General features: G+C 40.3%; 12 protein-coding genes and 2 pseudogenes. 6 read left to right on the top strand and 8 right to left on the bottom strand.

What is annotated here, in order from left to right; translation table 11 throughout:
- The first annotated feature begins 21 nt into the window (after positions 1–21).
- Positions 22–1641 carry a phosphoenolpyruvate carboxykinase (ATP) gene (gene pckA / locus ACGF63_RS06090; RefSeq protein WP_387629511.1) on the top strand — a complete coding sequence of 540 codons (1620 nt, stop codon included), beginning with the start codon at positions 22–24 and terminating at the stop codon, positions 1639–1641.
- 49 nt (positions 1642–1690) lie between these two features.
- On the opposite strand, the gene ACGF63_RS06085 is transcribed toward pckA, so the two are convergent.
- Positions 1691–2386 carry a pirin family protein gene (locus ACGF63_RS06085; RefSeq protein ID WP_036846479.1) on the bottom strand — a complete coding sequence of 232 codons (696 nt, stop codon included), beginning with the start codon at positions 2384–2386 and terminating at the stop codon, positions 1691–1693.
- Positions 2387–3109: 723 nt separating this feature from the next.
- Between ACGF63_RS06085 and ACGF63_RS06080 the strand changes: the two genes are divergently transcribed.
- The 4 genes from ACGF63_RS06080 (at position 3110) to ACGF63_RS06065 (ending at position 6494) form a co-directional block, all read left to right on the top strand.
- Entirely contained in the window at positions 3110–4441 is a 1332-nt protein-coding gene (locus tag ACGF63_RS06080) for a HAMP domain-containing sensor histidine kinase (RefSeq protein ID WP_152963208.1), read from the top strand.
- On the top strand, positions 4441–5067 hold the full coding sequence (locus ACGF63_RS06075) for a response regulator transcription factor (protein ID WP_036846473.1): 627 nt from the start codon (positions 4441–4443) through the stop codon (positions 5065–5067). Before ACGF63_RS06080 ends, ACGF63_RS06075 begins: the two co-directional genes overlap by 1 nt.
- A 101-nt stretch (positions 5068–5168) precedes the next feature.
- Positions 5169–5657, top strand: coding sequence for a heme-binding protein (locus tag ACGF63_RS06070; RefSeq protein WP_036846471.1), 489 nt, complete (start codon positions 5169–5171; stop codon positions 5655–5657).
- A 384-nt stretch (positions 5658–6041) separates the two neighbouring features.
- Complete coding sequence (locus ACGF63_RS06065; RefSeq protein ID WP_036846469.1) at positions 6042–6494, top strand: hypothetical protein; 453 nt, start codon at positions 6042–6044, stop codon at positions 6492–6494.
- Between the two features lie 61 nt (positions 6495–6555).
- Here ACGF63_RS06065 and ACGF63_RS06060 read toward each other — a convergent pair.
- From ACGF63_RS06060 to ACGF63_RS06030, 7 genes and pseudogenes are all read right to left on the bottom strand, one after another.
- Positions 6556–7531 (bottom strand): annotated as a pseudogene (locus ACGF63_RS06060) (IS630 family transposase).
- Positions 7532–8004: 473 nt separating this feature from the next.
- Positions 8005–8304 carry a hypothetical protein gene (locus ACGF63_RS06055; protein WP_239002468.1) on the bottom strand — a complete coding sequence of 100 codons (300 nt, stop codon included), beginning with the start codon at positions 8302–8304 and terminating at the stop codon, positions 8005–8007.
- Positions 8261–8587: pseudogene (locus tag ACGF63_RS06050) on the bottom strand (hemagglutinin); the annotation flags it as partial. The gene ACGF63_RS06055 and the pseudogene ACGF63_RS06050, both read right to left, overlap by 44 nt.
- A gap of 219 nt (positions 8588–8806) precedes the next feature.
- Positions 8807–9187 carry a hypothetical protein gene (locus ACGF63_RS06045; protein WP_036846464.1) on the bottom strand — a complete coding sequence of 127 codons (381 nt, stop codon included), beginning with the start codon at positions 9185–9187 and terminating at the stop codon, positions 8807–8809.
- Positions 9188–9502: 315 nt separating this feature from the next.
- On the bottom strand, positions 9503–9703 hold the full coding sequence (locus tag ACGF63_RS06040) for a hypothetical protein (RefSeq protein ID WP_036846462.1): 201 nt from the start codon (positions 9701–9703) through the stop codon (positions 9503–9505).
- The gene (locus tag ACGF63_RS06035; RefSeq protein WP_274534114.1) at positions 9693–14771 is read right to left on the bottom strand and encodes a DUF637 domain-containing protein; all 5079 of its coding nucleotides are present in this window, start codon (positions 14769–14771) and stop codon (positions 9693–9695) included. Before ACGF63_RS06035 ends, ACGF63_RS06040 begins: the two co-directional genes overlap by 11 nt.
- A gap of 695 nt (positions 14772–15466) precedes the next feature.
- On the bottom strand, positions 15467–15745 hold the full coding sequence (locus ACGF63_RS06030; RefSeq protein ID WP_239002470.1) for an Imm42 family immunity protein: 279 nt from the start codon (positions 15743–15745) through the stop codon (positions 15467–15469).
- A 544-nt stretch (positions 15746–16289) separates the two neighbouring features.
- On the opposite strand from ACGF63_RS06030, the gene pulA reads away from it, so the two are divergent.
- Positions 16290–19559 (top strand): pullulanase-type alpha-1,6-glucosidase, encoded by a 3270-nt coding sequence (gene pulA / locus ACGF63_RS06025; protein WP_387629503.1) that lies wholly within the window; start codon positions 16290–16292, stop codon positions 19557–19559.
- Positions 19560–19686 lie beyond the last annotated feature (127 nt).

Here is a 19686-nt window from a genome sequence, read left to right as displayed (position 1 = left end):
CCAGGACCCAGGAGCAATAACATGAGTGTTAAAGGCATTACCCCGCAGGAACTCGCGGACTATGGAATCCATGATGTTAGTGAGATTGTTTATAACCCAAGCTATGAGCTGTTATTTTTAGAAGAAACTAAACCTTCACTGGAGGGTTACGAGAGTGGCACTTTGACCGACCTGGGGGCTGTGGCTGTCGATACGGGGATCTTCACTGGTCGTTCCCCCAAGGATAAGTATATTGTCCGTGATGATGTTACCCGTGATACCGTATGGTGGGCTGACCAGGGAAAAGGCAAGAATGATAACAAGCCATTACAACAGGAAACATGGACACATCTGAAAGGTCTGGTTACTCAACAGCTTTCAGGCAAACGTTTGTTTATTGTTGATGCTTTCTGTGGTGCGAATGCAGATACACGCCTAAAAGTCCGCTTTATTACAGAAGTTGCATGGCAGGCTCATTTCGTTAAGAACATGTTTATCCGCCCCTCAGATGAAGAATTGGCCGGATTCAAACCAGACTTTATTGTGATGAACGGTGCAAAATGCACTAACCCACAATGGCAAGAGCAGGGTTTGAATTCTGAAAACTTTGTCGCATTCAACCTGACAGAGCGTATGCAGCTTATCGGTGGTACCTGGTACGGCGGTGAAATGAAGAAAGGAATGTTCTCAATGATGAACTACCTGCTGCCATTGAAAGGTATTGCTTCAATGCATTGTTCTGCCAACGTGGGTGAGAAGGGCGATGTTGCTGTTTTCTTCGGCTTATCAGGTACAGGTAAAACCACGCTTTCTACTGATCCAAAACGTAAGCTGATTGGTGATGATGAACACGGTTGGGATGATGACGGCGTATTCAACTTTGAAGGGGGCTGTTACGCGAAAACTATCAATCTATCCAAAGAAGCGGAACCTGATATCTACAATGCAATTAAACGTGATGCATTGCTGGAAAACGTGACTGTACTGGCAGATGGCACGGTTGATTTCAATGATGGTTCAAAAACTGAAAACACCCGTGTTTCTTATCCTATCTACCATATTGAAAACATTGTTAAGCCGGTTTCTAAAGCAGGTCACGCGACCAAGGTCATTTTCCTGACGGCAGACGCGTTTGGCGTGTTGCCTCCGGTATCCCGTCTGACACCGGAGCAGACTCAATATCATTTCTTGTCTGGCTTCACGGCAAAACTGGCTGGTACAGAACGCGGTGTGACGGAACCAACACCAACGTTCTCTGCCTGTTTCGGTGCCGCCTTCCTAAGTCTGCATCCAACTCAATACGCGGAAGTCTTGGTAAAACGCATGCAGGCCGCAGGTGCCAAGGCTTATCTGGTGAACACAGGCTGGAATGGTACCGGTAAACGAATCTCTATTAAGGATACCCGTGGAATCATTGACGCCATCCTAAGTGGTGATATTGAGGAAGCTGATACCACGACATTACCTATCTTCGATCTGGCGGTTCCGACTGCGTTGCCTGGTGTTGATACTGATATTCTTGATCCACGTGATACTTATGCAGATAAATCTCAGTGGGAAGAGAAGGCGAAAGATTTGGCACATCGTTTTGTCGACAACTTTGATAAATACACGGATACCCCAGCAGGGGAAGCTTTAGTAAAAGCGGGTCCTAAGCTGTAATTGTGAGTATAAATAAACCTCATCCGTATGGGTGAGGTTTATTGGGGATTTATGCCGCAGGAAGGTCAAACAGCAATATTTCACTATCATCACCGGCGTTAAGTTGAAGATGGGTTTCATCCCGGATCGCCAGACCATCGCTGGTGGTTGCCTGTACACCATTAACAGTCACTTCTCCACGTATCACTTGTATCCAGATATAACGGCCGTTCTCTGTAAGATATTCGGGAGTTTCATGATTTTTCAGTATCCAACGCCACAAGGTCATGTCTTGGAAGACTTTTAGTGAGCCGTCTCGGGTATCGGGAGAGAGCACTAATTGGCGACCTTGTACATCATCAAAACGGCGCTGTTCATAGCGTGGTGTCAAGCCGGTTTTATCTGGAGCAATCCAGATTTGATACAGATGTAATGGGTGATCACTGCTTGGGTTATATTCTGAATGACGAATACCCGAACCTGCACTCATAATTTGGAATTCACCAGCGGGTACCTGCTCTTTATTTCCCATACTATCTTGATGTTCAACTGCACCGGAAAGCACATAGGTCAGTATTTCCATATCCTTATGTGGATGGGTCCCAAAGCCTTGACCTGCTTCGATGAAGTCTTCATTAATTACTCTCAGCGCTGAAAAATTCAAAAAATTAGCGTCGTAATAGTTGGCAAATGAGAAGGTATGCCAGCTATCTAGCCAGCCATGATTGGCGTGGCCGCGATCTGATGCTTTGCGTAAATAGATCATATTCAAATCTCCTCAATGGTTTTTACAGTCTAGTTGAGAAGAGATAACATAAAAGTCTAAAAACCTAACTTAATTATTCAAATATTTTGAAAATATAACAATCGGATTGATCAATAAAAAAAAGCCAGCACCCGGCTGGCTAAAGTAAACACTGGAAGCAATGTGAGCAATGTCGTGCTTTCATCTTTACCCGGAAGGCGGTTCATCTGAAAGCGATACGAATGATAATAATTATCACTATCGATTGTAAAGTGTTTTTTCTGATTAAATGGAAAAAATTGTGGGGAATTTTATCAACTATTTGATAAATATTGATATTTTTATAGGTGTGGAGTGGCATTTAAGAGAATGAGAACCATTTCTCTTAGTCGATTTATTGAATGGTTACCTTAAATTATTCAGGAAATTTGACATGACATTAAGCGTCTTAGTAAAAACCGTCGTAAACGCTTATCCAGTATTCATCTATCGAAATTATTTTATTAATGGTTAAAAAACGCTCAGAGAAAATGAAAAAGCGGGAATTTAACATTACTGTAGCCAACTACTTTTTTGAGGAATGTTTTGATGAAATAATTACACTGTAATGAATTTTATGTGACACTAAATTACAAACGTTATCTAAAATCCAATTTACCCTGAATTTGTTTGTTCTGATAGTTGTTTAATTTATATATTCTTACAATATCTTAACATCATGAAATATATCCTTTCGGTAATCATATGTGGCATTTTTTTGCGTGGATCGTGTTAACAGTTTTGACAGCCTGGGGAATGATTAATCATTCATTAGAGCAAAATTATCAACAACAAACAGTTTCATTTAATATCCTTTATCGGGAATTGAGTGAAAAGCTTGCACAGCATGATGCCATTATATCGCTGATGGATGCTAATATCGGATTGGAGCAGTTACAGGAAAATTTTCAGCAAATCATCGGATTACAGGAGATCCCGGTGAATGTATTAATATTCCCTGTAATCAGTGAAGAGGGAGATGGAAGATATTGGCTTAATAGTACAAACAACAGTATCCGATTATTGATTGATCTCAATATCCTTATGAAAAAATTATCATTATTGTCACAATTTCGATCGGTACAACTGGATTGGAATAATCGTCAATTGATTACATATGGGCCGGAGAAAGAGCAGCATTTTTGGCACTGGGAGAAAAAGCTGACCAGTCGTTTTCAGCCTTTCGTGCTTAAAGCCAGTAATAATCAACAATGGTCGCAACTGCCGTGGGGTTATATTACTTGTCTCAGTTTCTTGTGGGCAGTGATTATTTGTTCTATCTTTTTAATTCAAAAGAATAAGAGATTAAGGAAAATTTCTGATTTACGGGCACATTTCTTTGAGTTCACCCGTTTGAATACCATGGATGAGGTGGCAACGGGTATTGTTCATGAGTTAAACCAGCCTTTGACGGCGATTATGAGTTATAACCAAACTGCACTGCGGCTAATGAAAAAGCAGCAATATGATAAAATCACTTCAATACTGGATTCATCAATCTTACAAACTCAACGTATCGCAAATTTATTAACACAATACCGCCAAAAGCTGACGACGGGTAGTATTGTACTACAGGTTGTAAATATTCTATCGATATTAGGTCGGGTTGAAATATTGCTCGGAAATGAAATCAAAGCGGGGAAAATAAAGGTCATAAAACATATTTGTGATGATTTACCAATGATATTCACCGAACCATTATGGGTAGAGCAAATATTCCATAACTTAATAAATAATGCAATTCAGGCACAGCAAGATCACACAAACCATCAGAATTGGATCTGTATTGATATCACCTATACTGATAACATGATAAAAATCGTAATTGCAGATAGTGGACCAGGATTAAGCGATGAAGTTTTGAAAAACATCTTTATTCCATTCTTTACAACACGCCAGCAGGGAATGGGGTTAGGTATGACTCTAACGGAGACATTAATTCAGAAACTTGGTGGTGATATTCGTGCTGAAAATTGTGAAACAGGTGGTGCTCGTTTTATTATTTGGTTACCAGTCAATAAAGGTAAGGAGGAGTAATGGCAGCAGTGATTTATCTCATTGATGATGATGAAGCGATTCGTGATTCAATATCTATGTTGTTAGAAACAATGAATTGGTCGGTAACTTCATTTCCTGGCGCTCAAGAATTTCTTGATGATATTGATAAGACAAATATTTCAGATCTTCAGGGATGTATTTTATTGGATATTCGTATGCCGGGAAAACCTGGGTTGACATTACATGATGAACTTCTAAAACTCAACAATACATTGCCGGTGATTATTATGACAGGGCACGGAAATATTGATATTTGTCGCCGTGCTTTTAAAAATGGGGCTTTTGAATTTTTAACTAAGCCTATTGATGCAGATTTATTGATTGAAACAGTTTCAAATGCATTATTATCTCATCAGGAAATATTTAAGCAATGTCAGATATATAAGCAGTTGAAAACTAAATTCAGCCAGTTATCTGAGCGTGAAAGTGAAGTAATGGAAATTATTCTGGAAGGAAAAACCAGTAAGCAAATTGCTCAACAATTGGCATTATCACCACGTACAATTGAAGTTCATCGGGCTAATATATTTCATAAATTAGATATTCATTCCTTACCACAATTAGTAAAAGAATATGAGCTATTTAAGTCATTATCTTATGTTTAAGTATTTCTACTAAGCCGGATAAGTAATCAACCTAATAGATAGAGTCTATAAATCTCATTAAGTTAGAGCAGGATAATTCATCAACTTAATGAGGTTTACCTATGAAACATTCTCTTCTCTGTACTATCCTGGCGACAGGTTTATTTGCTCAAATGGCTTTTGCTACATCAACAATTACTGAACGTAATATTTCGCTTGAAACAGCAAATAAATTAGCCTCTGAGGCAATTCAATCCTGTCAATCGAATAATTATAACGTGACGGTTTCTGTTGTTGATAAAAGTGGGGTTTTGAAAGCTGTTCAGCGTATGGATAAAGCGGGTTTACATACCGTTGAGGCGAGCAAAATGAAAGCTTATACGGCATTATCTACCCAAAGAACGTCAGATGAAGTAATGAAATCTGCACAATCAAATCTTGGTGCTCAAAATATGGTGCACATCCCAGGTTTCCTGCTGATGGCTGGTGGTGTTCCGGTGAGGTCGGGTGGTGAAATCATTGGTGCAATTGGTATTGGTGGTGCACCTGGGGGTCATTTAGATCATCAATGTGCCCTTGATGCAATTCAAAAGGTTTCATTAGAGTTTTGAAGCTTATAATATGAATTGTCGTGATTGTTAATTGGGTGTTTGTAATAATTAATTTTTGTTGTGGTGTTAAATAAATTTAAGTTTTTTAGTTTAAAGAGGTTCGATGTATAGCATCGAACCTCTTTCTTTTTTCTGGAGTAAAGGTGTTGCACTTATTATGTGAATCGACCACATTAAAAAATGCTTCGTTTACTGACAAGTCAGAAATAATAGGGAAATGTTTTATTACGTTTGTCACTTATTAGAAAATAACTATAAGCTATAAAAGTGGTTTTATCGTTTGGTATCTAGAATAGTAAGCTGGAAGATGAAAAATAAAAATAGTATGAGGATCTATTAATATGTCACAAGGCAAGTATTTGAAACCCCATTGGGGAGTCGCAGATGTTTGAAGGTTATTTGAGAAATACCAAACTAAATCTGTTTGATATGGAAGAAAACTTAGCTGGTTGGGCGCGACGTTATGGTGATGCGTCTGTACAGACCATCACTGAGGCTAGAGATCTGGATATTTTGCTTGATACAACCAAATCATATAAATTTATTTTTAATGTAGAAGGACAACTGATTATCGGGAGTATCAGTAAAAAGGTTAATTCGAAGATGCTTTCTCACCCAGTTTTAGCGTCAAGGGAGGGAGGAAGTAGAGTTATCAGTGCTGGTTATATGTATCGATATAGGAACACCGTGTATTTAGTGAATCATTCTGGTCATTACAGACCCTCCGTAGGGCGTTTATTACCAGTTTCGGGATTCATAAGAAATAACTTTGGTTTTAATACTGAAATTGTTCAGGCTGAAACATTTAAGCATGGAATATTGAAGTTTTTTAGGTAACGAACTTCACATTCGGTATTGTACCGGACTCAGATTATCTAAATAACTTTCCATAATACCGCTACACTTTTACTGTTCCTGCTCGACTGCCCGGGAAGAGTGAAGCGGCGGCCATAAATCGATTTACTTTTCCCAGTAATTGCCACATATTGGCAAGTATGATTTCGTGTGACGGTCTCGTGTAAAGACTGCCAAAGTCGTTCTATTTTATTAAGCCAGGATGAATAGACAGGTAAAAACAGAAGATGAAATTTATGGTTCTTTTTCAACCAATTTTGCACTTTACAACTTTTGTGGATCACATAATTATCCAGGATTAACGTCAGTTTTTTCGCTTGACGATAAGTGTGTTTCAGTTTTTCTAACAGACTGATAAACAAATCAGAATTCTTTCTTTGGCCGCCAACATAATCGACTTTTCCTGTCCGGGCATCAACACTCCCTGCCAGATAATATTTCTGATTTTGGCCGGGGATGGGGATACGTTTTTGCTGACCTTTCAAACACCAGTCAGCACCGATTTTGGGATTGAACGCGATATCGACTTCATCTTCATAAAATACAGGATATTCCGCATCCGGTATTTTGAGGGTCGGGGCTGCTCTGCGCCAGACGATATTTACCCGGGAGAAATACCGATAAAGTGTGCTAATGGGAAGCGTGATATTAAATAACGATTGGATATTTATAGCTAATAACTCAAGGCTCCAGCGTGAGCGTAGCCATCCAAATTGTTGGGGAGAGTACTGTAACAACAGAGAAAAAACAGGAAAAAGCGGATTTAAATTCCATCGGGATGGTCGTCCCGCAGGAAGACTTTTCAAACCGTCAATCCCGAACAAGGTAAACCAGTTTATCCATCGGTTAACAGAAGAACGGGCAGCACAAAGCGTTTTAGCTACCTGAGTGACAGAATCGCCACGATGTAACATTAACATCGCCATTAACCTTCTGGCGTGGTTTTTATCCTGCGTTTGATGAACAACTTTTTGCATCAGGCGACGTTCGTTTCGGGGTATAGGTGCTATGATTGGCATCACTCAGTCCGGTTGGGTGGTTTTTTTCTTTATTGGTGATTGATCAGATCGCTCAAACCGGATTGAGTTCCCTCAAAGTGATCTACTATTTTGAAAAGTTATTTATATAGAATTAAAAAACTCCTTCATAACCCACTCCGAATCACTGTTATAATCTATTTTTTCAAAAAGACGTTTATTACTCATTGTATCACCGGGAAAAAGTTAGTAACTGTACTTATATTCTCTGTCTTCTGTTCTCCGTCTGTTATACGATAGGTCGAAAATTTCGCAATTCTTTTGGAACAGATAACTTATGAGTATGTCGATTCCCGGCACTGAAAACGTTCAGGGCTTGCTTGAACGTGTGTTTAATCAACCAACTGGCTGATATGGTCGGTTATAAATTCCCCGTGTTAGCGTACTGTTAACACGGGAGGATAATCATTTCATTAACAAGAGATCACACAAATCCATTTGTAGACTCTTAAATTTTACAAATATTCTTTAGGTATATTTGATATCTGCTCCTCTAGTGACCAATTTTCTGGCTTGGATTTTTCGGAATTCCACTTTGCGCCTTTATCCAACCACTTAGATCTGTAATTTTTTAATGCTGTTAAAGTAGCATCTTCATAGCCAAATTCCACCCCACAGCAATCACAGATATCAAACGTTGGTGAATTGCCATCTTCACCCCACGGAGGATCTAATTGTTCTGCGCCACATACACGGCATACATATAATCTATTATTTTTGTGCATTGAAGTAATCCAAATTTGTTTTATATCCATGATCTACTGGATTTGGTTTAAACATTGTTTTAGGAACACCATCCGCATTTTTTACTGCGAAAATATTTGTCTCTGAATTGTAATATAAAGTATCTCCGTTAGCCCGGGTTTTGATTAAAGTTCCTCTTGGAGGATTTTTAATAAAATTATGGGTGGCTTCAACATATTGTTTTGAATTCTGATATTAAGGGAATTCACTTTTATGTTTATCCCAGTGACCATAAGCATTTGCTACAGGTTTTTTTTTCTTCGTTTCCGTCCATATTTGAGTTTCTTTAGTTTTGCCTGAATCTATTGTGTTGCCAACATTATGATTCTTCCCAATAATTGAAGCAACGGAAGCTTTACTGCCGATAGCTTCATCAGTTACTCAAGAGAGCTCCTTTCTGGAGGAAAAATTTGGATGGCTTTGACATGTTAGCAAATTTTTATAGGAGAAAAATACCGACTAAAAATCAGTACGTTGTTAATAACTACCCCAGCCTTTTAGCTGGGGTAGTTATTATTTCTTATTTTCAGGATAATTATAGTGGTCTGGGATCTTATAATTTTCAGGAATTTTCGGCCAATTATATCGATCTGTCCAACCTATCATTTCTATATCTTCACATATATTCGCGAAAAAATTGCTTAGATCCATTGAGTTAGCTCGTGCTCGATTTAAAGCAGCTTGAACAGCGATCATATCTTCCTGATCAAGTGCTTTTTGTAATAAAGAAAAAGCATCCAATAATCGATTGATACTGAGATTCAGTTCCTCATCCAGATTGAGTGTATAATCTGTATTTCCTTCATCATATAATTCACGTTTGGGAATATTACAGATTTGAGCCAGTCTAACTAACGCTTCTTTTGATTCGTTCAATGAACTGATTCTAGTCAACTTTTAGCCTCCTTCCCTTTCCTGCACGAGTTTTATCATCGTTTATAGTCCCATCCAAGTTAAGAGCGAACTTGAACTTATCTTTACTATGAAATACTTCTAAATGGTTCTTATGCTTACCATCTAAGTAAAATTGATCCCCTTTCCGGCTTAGTCTAAAGCCGTCGCGTCATAAGCCACGGAACTAATGGTAGCGGCGGTGCTGGCGGTAATTTATTCCGTCCCCCGCTATCACTGTAGCCACCGCAATGACTGTAAAAACAACTGGATTCAAAGAGGGGAAAGAGCCCGACTTTCTGGTCGGGGTCTAATCTATTATACAGTCCGTTTAACTGCCGCTAGCCAATCTTCCCACATAGCTGGATCTGCTGGGCCAGTTGAATCATCCCAGATCGTCCAATCCATTGATCCTAATAAACAACCAATATCATCAGACTTTGTCAATTGGTATTCATGCTCCAAAAAATAAAACATAGCTTTGTAAGCTTGTTCTATTGTAATCATCTTATTGTCCATTTTTACTACCTCTTGGCTTCAGTGAAGATAATCCTGTCTGAGGGTCATATGATTTAGGTGGATTATTTATCCCTGCATTTATCACTGTATCTCCACGAGTTTGAACCCAAGCTTGAGTGCCATCCGGCAACATGCGTGCAGACCAACTGTTACCATAACGATCACCACCTAAAATAGCCGTTTTATCATTTGCAACATCCAATATTAATTTTCTATTTTCAGGTGTATCGGCAATGTGTCCTTCTGCTTTGCGGAAAATATGCCCAACTCGTGAATTAGGAATAGTTACCTGACTATTTGATCTTACAGATGATTCACTATTAGTACGTACATTACTTCCCTTCCCTATGTTAGTTGATTTATTTCCTTCAATAATCGAAGCAACCGAAGCTTTGTTGCCGATAGCACCACCAATACCGGCAGATTCTACCGCCTCTTTGGCTATCAGTGCACCTTTTTCCCAGGCAGGCAGCGAGTTATACAACAGCCCTAAATCGTTCTGGTTTTCTGTCGTCACAAACTGGCTGATACGATGGGCATCCTCAGCCGATAAGTCAAACATCCATCTTAAGCCACTAATAGCATCCGCTGTTTTTATCCCACCGTCCATTTCGGCCTGATAGGTCAGAGTGCATAATCCACCGTTCCCGGCACAGTCAGATAACATGTCTGCCCGTTGTGCTGCACTCAGTTTGTTGTATTTGTTCCAGATTGCTTCGGTAGGGGTTCCTTGCTTATTAGCTTCTTGAAGCTCTCTAGCCAGATTGTAGGCATTCATGGAGTTTAGGTGGTTAAAGAGAATGACAATTTCCCCGGCATTAGCCCCACTGTTAGCGCCTTTGGCGCTATTGGTTGCAATGGCCCCTGCAACGCTACCAATGATTTTGCCCCCCGCCTGAATTTTCATTGGATCATTGAATGTTTTATCCAATGTTATCGCGGCCAGTTCTGCGGCTAATGCCCCCGCAGCCGCCCCTTTGGCATCTCCGCCGCCAATTTCCGCCGCAAGGGCAGAAACCGCCGCATGGCTGATGGCTTTTCCGGGTAAACCTAACACCTGACCATTATTGCCAATCAACCCGGCCCCTTCGGCGTTAATCTGGCTGCCAATATTGGCCAGTAATGCGGTGATAAAATTGTCCTTAAAACTACCGCCATTGATGGCTGTACCCAGGCTGGAACTGATAATGGATTGACCTGCTACCCGTTGAGCCACTTTGCTCCAGTCACCATTGCTGAGTTTAGGTAATGTCGTTTTTGCTGGGTTAATTTGCGTGCCGTTGGCGGCTTTATCCCATCCCATGACGTTATCAAAGCCAGCCAGAGCGCCACCTATCGCCATTGAAGTGACCGTTGATTTGACTGTCTCACTGTTTCCCATATCCTTAAGGGTTTTCGATAGGTTTCCTTCATTATTAATAAGCTTAACCGCTGCCGTAGCAGCTAGAGATGAGATACCCGCAGAAACTGCGCCGTATGTGGCGGTACTCACTGTTGCTGCTGTTGCAGTACTGGCTCCGGCTGCGGTAGCGGCACCACTGGCTGCACCAGCGGCACCATTAGCAGCAGCTACAGTTACCCCGGCCCCAGCTGTGACTACAGCAACGGAGATAGCGATAACAGCAGAAACGACAGGATTTAAATGCTGGCTCTTATGATCCCAATTCTCATAAGCATCCTGAACTTCATTCCAGTTTACATCTTGACGTTGGCTTAACTCTTTTAACCAGGCTGTTTCAGAAGTGTTACCAAGAGCAGCCAATACCGCCTGTAAGGATTGTCCTTTCTGTGTTTTGATATCAGCACTGATTCCATTTGCGGCATCAATCGTTAATTTTCCACCGATGTGAACCGAAGGCAGCACCCATGTTTCTGCCCGATGACCACTATCTCTGTTCTTAATGAAAAATCCTTTAGACTGGCTAATGGTTTGTTCAAAAGAACTATTTTTAACGGCTTTAAAGTTTATTTTTCCATGTGTACTGGTCAGTCTGGCATTTTTATTTGTTTCAATTTTGCTGGCTTCATAAGTACTGTCATCTCGGCTGAGTAAATTAATATCTCCATCAGCAATAAATTCAGTCACTTTATTGGTTACTGAATGATGAGTGGTAGTTGAAGTCTTCTTTTTACCGTACCACTTACGTTTAGTACTGGAGGTTGTATATTCAGTAACATCTTCTTGTGCTTGTGCATAAAGATAACCACCTTTAGCAGCAATATTCATTACACCTTTAGCTAAAAGTTTAGTTGCTTGAAATAAAAGACCTTCTCCGGTAAGAATTGTTAAATTATTACCGCTATCTAATTTGGCTTCTTTATGTGTAATAGATGAGCTGGAATCTTTATTTTCAGTGTCTACTGCGGATTTAAAGTATGTATATCCACCAGAAGTGAGGGTCATATCACCTTTAGAAATTAAACTTGAACCTTCTAACTTTATATTATCATTAGCTATTAAATTTAATTTATCCCCTGCATTAACAGCAGTAACATGGCTTATTTTACCTTCTTTTATCAGACTACCTGCATAACCATAAGCAGCAGATAAATTTAAATCTCCACCAGAATTCATTAATATATTTTCTGTTGCATTCAATGAAGAGTTAGTTATATTTAAATCTTTCCCCGTAAATATAGAGATACTATTAGCTGTAATAGGAACTCCCCATAATTTAGAATCTTGAGAAGAATTTAATATAACGTCTTTTCCTGCGGTTAGTTCTAAACCACCAATATCTAGATTTATACCACCATTAATGGATATGGACTCGGATGAGTCTATACTGGTTTTACTTATATTTATTTTAATATCTCTGGCCGCAGTTAAAGTCGTGTTCTTGTTTTTTGTAAAATAATTAACGAAATTTAAATCTAAATTTGTTCCTGAAGAAAGTGTTAAATCTCCTGAGGAGTTTATTATATTACTTCGATCATCAATATCAGGTCCAAAACTAATTTTTGTAGATTTATTAGCGGATATTCCTGAATTTTTGCTTATTAATGAAACATTATGTCCTTTTAATACAGTGGAGGAAATATTAATGGCAGATGGAAATGATAGTGTATGAAAAAATTCATACGGTGCTTTGTAATAGGTTGAAAGTATAGATAAATCACCTGATTTAGAGATGATTTTAGAATCGGCAAGATCGACAAAGTTAGCATCTGATGAGATAATGTTTATATCTTTTTCGGCATTTAATCGTGCTGATTTTAAGGTAAATCCATTGGCATTTAATATAAGATTATTTTTAACTTTGATATCATCAGTTTCTGAATTTAATAAATTTAATGCTTTTTCTTTACAGCCAGGCGTATTCAAGTCATTTTCATTAATAAGTTCCTTATTGGATGTAATTTTAACCTCTCCAAGAAAATCAATAACTAAATTCTTTCCAGAAGATAGCATTGTCTTATCTATGAATGGGTCAATTTTTGTTTTATTAGAAGGATTATTCCGAATAAGATCCCAATCTTGCTGTTTTATATCTGTGTTATTTCTATCTAATACATGTATTTCCCTAGAGTTTTCCAGCTTATTTCTGTATTTATAGTATGGATTATTAAATATAGGATGTGAATTATTTATTATAAAATGTTGATAAGTATTTTCATTATATAGACCTTCAGTATTTATAAATTTAGTGCTTGTAAAATGACTTCCGGTCAAAAATACATCGCCTTTTCCATGTATTTCACTGTTTACATTTAATAAACTATCACTATTTATATATAAATTTCCTCCGGATGAAATTAAACTGCTATCATAATTTTCTATAAAGAACCAATTTTTCATGTCACTGAGATCATCAACATTACCAAAATCAAGAAAATAGTTTTTTTCAGGTTTAATATTATAAAGGAGATAAAGATCTCTTATATTGAGCATTTTATCAGACCTGGCAACTAAATCACCTTTATTAGTCTTTATGGTAGCAGATCTGTTTTCAATAAGATGACTTTTATCTCCTTGTGCATTTTTCTGTATCCACATATTATCGTTGGCTTGTAGCAGAGCTTTGTTGCCTGTATTTTTCACCGTGTCGCCAAATATTCGCATATCTCGGCCAGCAGTCACACTGCCTTTATTACCCAGAGTGGTACTTTCCAGAGTAATATCTCGTCCCGCTTGTACTGTAATATTGGGCGCAATATGGGTTTCTTTGCCAATAATATTCAGGTCCGTTTTAGCCTTAATATTTCCCAGTTCAATTTTGCCATTAACATTTAAGGTAATATCACGCTGGTCACTGGTTAACTCTTTCAGATTAACGCCGATACCATCTTCTGTGGCAATCAAGCGGATTTTATTCGCATACATACCACCTAACGCTTTGGTATCAACCGCTAATTGAGGTTTAGTTCCTTCGCCAGCAATAGGTTTAACTGTGCCGTCTTTTAAGCTGATTCGGTTGGCACCTTGCGTCAGGGACAGATTATTCGCCTGAATTTTTCCATTTAATTCCGTCGCTCGACTGATAATATCGACATAATCCGTCGCCTTGCCATCCAGCCCTTTACCGCCAATAGTAATCTGGCCTTTTTTAACCTCTAATGCTTCCAACGCGCCTTGTTTATCAAATTGGGGTTTACCCGTGGTCAGTGTGGCACTGGCCGTATTAATAAAACCACAGCCATCACAGGTAATGCCGTTGGGGTTGGCAATCATCACATTGGCTTTATTGCCGAAAATTTCCAACTGGCCTTGCAGGTTAGATTGTCCGCTACCGGTCACTTCATTAATAATCAGTTCCGCTGCTTTTCCATGCAGATTAGGGTTAGCGTTAAGTTGCCCTGCCAGTTGTGATTTAGCCGCTTGAGTGGCGTTATTAAGTACAGCACCCTGAGTGGCAACGTTAAACTCTTTATAGGTGTTGTGGGATATCCCCGCGTCATTCGGCGTGGCAATATTCACCACCGGGATATTGCCCTGGTTTTGTACCTGAGTATGGTTATTGTCCGGTGTTATTCCGGCAGCAATCGCCGGGTGGAGTGGCTGAATTGCCGTCAGGTAAATTAAAAGATAACTCGTGCCTCTCACCACAGAGTTGTTGAGTTTACTCATCGTACTTTCCCTTTTGTTTAATTTAAGTGTGACAAAGTCAGTGATGCTGACCAATAAATGACCCGGTTCTGCGGTCAGGCTGCGGTGATAAAAGGGTCATCTACCCACAGAGAATATTGATGATTTAATAGTGACATCATTAAACCATTCTAATGTGTAATTAATTGACTGTCAGAATGAATAGTATGAAATGTGATCGGCGATAGGTTTTTTAATCCTTACAATGGGGAATCTGTTATATTAAATGCCGGAAAATCACGATAAGGCTGGAGATATTGTTTCCTTGCGCCAGAGGCAGGACTCTTTCAGTTTTTGCGTGAGGGTCTCTGGCAATCGAGCAAGAACGAGCTCCCACGATGAAAAGACCAGTAAAAAATTTCATCATTAAAGGTAAGAGGTCGTAATGAAAGATTGTTTAAAGCGGGTAAAAAACGCAATGCTATACCGATATTGGAAGAGAAAATGTCAGGAAAAACGAGTTTTAAGCTGATAAATGAAGTGACGAAATGACAGTATTAACCCAATAACAAGAATATGAGATTCTATTAAAACCTTTTACAGGATTAACTATACCCTTCATCTTTCAAGCTGCTGCTTTGTTGGCTACTTTCACTCACCCCAGTCACATCGTTATCTGTGCTCCTGGGGATTCGTTCACTTGCCGCCGCGTTGCAACTCGAAATCTATTAGGTATATTACAATGACATATAATATTTTTTTATATTGGCAATTATTTCTTTAACTTCATCTTTATAAAGTTTTGTTTCATAGAAATCGGGTTTAGGAATATCTTCCCAATAACCACAACCATTATTATCATATCTCAAGATACGTCGTTTTGCTCCGATGATTCTAACAATATCATTGTAAGATACAGCGAATACAGAACTACCAAAATCATCAATATTCTCTGTTGAAGCTTTATAAATATATGATGATTCAAAATCTTCTGGCACATCTAAATAGCTTTTCATAATACCGATACAGTTGGTCTATTTGATTAATATCCGAGCAATGCAAGTCTGATACCTGATAAGCCGCACTAACTCATCACTCTGCTATGCATAGCGCACAACCCTTGCTACACAAGGCGTTGTCCGAAGTGGAGCACTATTTTGGAAAATTATTTAGTTTTATGCTATTCGTCTGGTATTACCTACTGCAACGGAATCCCGGTTAATAATAACAGTTAACCTATCAGGTACGTTTTTCGCTAAAGGAAAAATGAGCGCGGGTACTGAAGGTAAAAGCTAAATAAAACCGGGACGAAATAATATCATCAGCATGGAAAATATATAGAGTAATACACATAAAACTCACATCAGCATTATGTAATAAAAGAATATTGCATAATTATTGTGTGCGATATCACGAAAAGGCATCTCCTCCTGATTCCTCCTCCCTATTAGTATCAAAATTAGGAGGATGCTGCTTTATCTGAGACATTATTTAATATTTCCAATTTAATTCATTCGCAATAATATCGTCGATAATTTCTTACTATTAAAAGGTCTGATTATGGTAGCTCACTTCTTGAAAAAGGCTTATTCGGTCATATTAAGCGGTTCATTCGTTTTGCTGGCAGGCTGTGATAACAATGGTTCTTCACCTAATCCCCCTAAAGAGCCGATAGCGCATCTCCCTATCAAAATACCGGGTGAAGTTGCTCGTGCCGGTGATCTTCAGGCCGTTATCCACTTGGTGGATATTGATAAATTAAGTCAACGCGATCCGATAACAAACCGTGATTACAGTACCAATACCCTCTACCTATGGAACGATGAAAGCTGTGATGCCCTGGCTTCTCCCTCATTAAGCTGGAATGATTTCAGTGCAATTCCTACGGGCAGCGATAGTTATGGACCTTACTGGGTTGTGCCGTTAAACAAAAACGAGGGCTGTATTAATTTTATCGTGCGTGATGGTAACAACACTAAATTGATCGACAGTGACCTGAGAATTTCCTTCTCCGATTTCAGTAACCGTACTGTTTCTGTCATACCCGGCAGTAATCAAATCTATAGTAGTCGGGCGGAAGCCTTTGAATCTGTGTTCGGTGTTTCCCAGGCTTCGGCACACTGGGTCGACAATCAGACACTGTTGTGGTCAGGTGGAGCAGATAAGCCTTATGTCCGTTTATATCATAGCCGGAGTAAAGTCGTAGCCAATGACCTAGGAAACTTTACCGATAGCTATCTGGCATTAACACCGACTACCTTGAGTCAGGAAACGGCGGATCGATTCCCACACTTGCAGAAATTAACAGCGTTCCGCCTGCCAGAAGACACGGATATTGAAACGTTACTCACCGGTGATCTGGTCGTGTTGGCGACCAATAAAGAAGGCCTGTTATTATCAGCGACTCAAGTACAAACTGCCGGCGTGTTGGATGACCGTTTTGCCGATGCGGCTGACACGTTGGAGTATGGTGCGCTGATCAATGATGCAGGTGTTACTTTCCGTTTGTGGGCACCTACTGCTCAGGATGTCGGGCTGGTTATCTACGATACAGATAAACAAATAATCGCCAACTATCCAATGAACCGTGATCCTGCTAGTGGCGCTTGGTCATGGCAAGGTGACAAGGAATTGGTTGGTGCTTATTACCGCTATGTTGTAACGGTGTACCATCCACGTTCCCGCAATGTGGAGCATTATGAGGTTACCGATCCCTATTCCCATAGTCTGTCGACCAATTCGGAATACAGTCAAGTAATTAACTTGGATGATGTGACGTTGAAACCACAAAACTGGGATAGCCTGATTATGCCGCGTTCGCAAAGTACACCGGCGGACATTGCACGCATGGCCATATATGAAGCTCATGTTCGTGATCTCTCCGTTGCAGATAACACGGTGCCGGAAGCTTGGCGCGGTAAATATCTGGCTCTGACTGCTAACAACAGCGATATGTTCAAACATCTTAAAGCACTGAGCCGGGCAGGAATCACTCATATGGAGCTGTTGCCAGTATTTGATTTGGCTTCTGTTAGTGAATTCAGCGACCAAGTAGCTGATCTTAATCATCCATTCAGTCATTTGTGCCAGATCAATACAATGGTGAGAAACAGCCGCTTTGCTGATTATTGCGATGGGTCACAGACAGTCGGTGAAGTGTTACAGGAATTGCTGAGTGGTGATAATGCCGATAACCCGCAGGTACAAGAGCTGAATGCGATGATTGCGGAAACCGATTCCTACAACTGGGGCTATGATCCGTTCCATTACTCAGTACCGGAAGGCTCTTATGCCACAGATGCGGAAGGTTCGGTACGTATAAAAGAGTTTCGCGCTATGATTCAGGCCATCAAGCAGCAACTGGGAATGAATGTGGTCATGGACGTAGCGTACAACCACACCAATGCTGCGGGCCCAACAAACAAATCTTCCGTGTTGGATAAGATAGTCCCTTGGTACTATCATCGCCTGAATGAAATCAGTGGTAACGTTGAATCTAACACCTGTTGTCACGATACGGCACCAGAGCACCGCATGTTCGCTAAACTAATCGAAGACTCATTGGTTACCTGGGTTAAGGACTATAAGATCGACGCATTCCGCTTTGACTTAATGGGTTTTCATCCCAAGGCACAGATGTTATCGGCGCTGGCAAAAGTACGCGCGATTAACCCATCGGTCTACTTCTTCGGTGAAGGTTGGAATTCCGGGCAGGACGACCGTTTCGAGATGGCTTCACAGATTAATCTTAAGGGTACTGGGATTGGTACTTTCTCTGATCGATTGCGTGATGCAATACAGGGTGGTGGACCGTTCGATTCCGCTGACAGCATTCGTATTAACCAGGGAGTGGGTAATGGTGCCGGGACTTTACCTAACGAACAGTCTTGGTTAAATGCTGATGAGGTGCGTCATCTGGCGGATCTGGTACGTTTGGGGATGGCGGGCAATCTGGCTGATTTTGTGTTGATCGATAAAGATGGGGCGGTGAAAACCGGCAGAGAAATTGACTACAAAGGGGCTATAGCCGGTTATGCTGCTGATCCAATTGAGGTGATCAATTATGTATCCAAACACGATAATCAAACGTTATGGGACATAATCAGCTACAAAGCTGCGCGCGAGGCGGATCTGGCGACACGGGTTCGTATGCAGGCAATATCCCTCGCTACTACATTCCTTGGGCAGGGACTGGCTTTCGCTCAACATGGATCGGAACTACTACGTTCTAAGTCTTTTACCCGTGATTCCTATAATGCCGGCGATTGGTTTAACCGTGTCAGCTACACTTACCAAGACAATAACTATGATGTTGGTATGCCAGGCTTGCGTGATGATGGTGGAAATTACGCATTGATTGAACGAGTGAAAAACGTAGTGGATAAACCAGGCCAAACTGAGTTATTGCAGATGACCGCTTTTTATCAGGAACTGCTGCGCCTGCGTCAATTTTCACCACTGATGACGCTTGGTGATGGTGCATCGGTTAAGCAACGTGTCGATTTCCGTAATATCGGGCCGAATCAGCAACTCGGATTACTGGTGATGACGATAGATGATGGTAATACCACCGATGATGACCGCGATTTGCGGTTTGACGGCTTGGTGGTGGTGATCAATGCTGCACCATGGTTTGCTACGGTGAGAGATCTTAATGTCAAGGGATTGAAGTTGAACGATATTCAAAGCGAGCTGGGCAACACCTCGCTGGCGGCTGGTATCAAAATAGCAAAAGATGGCTCGGTTACGTTGCCGGCTTGGTCGGTAGCGGTGCTGGTTTTACCACAGGATGGCGTTCGCGGTACTGGTTTGCCTGTCCGCAGGAAGTAACGCGCAGGAATTTTCCACTGTTTGCATCGGGGCGGTCTGGACAGATCGCCCATCTTTAACTTCAAAGGGGGACTCCCGCCGCTTCCCTTGCTGATGATAATTGAGACATTGTTTATCACCTTAAATT

The organism is Photorhabdus sp. RM322S (assembly GCF_042879395.1).
GTDB classification, from domain to species: Bacteria; Pseudomonadota; Gammaproteobacteria; order Enterobacterales; family Enterobacteriaceae; genus Photorhabdus; species Photorhabdus khanii.
The sequence above is the reverse complement of the archived record's forward strand: the minus strand, read 5'-3'. Positions and strand labels throughout refer to the sequence as shown.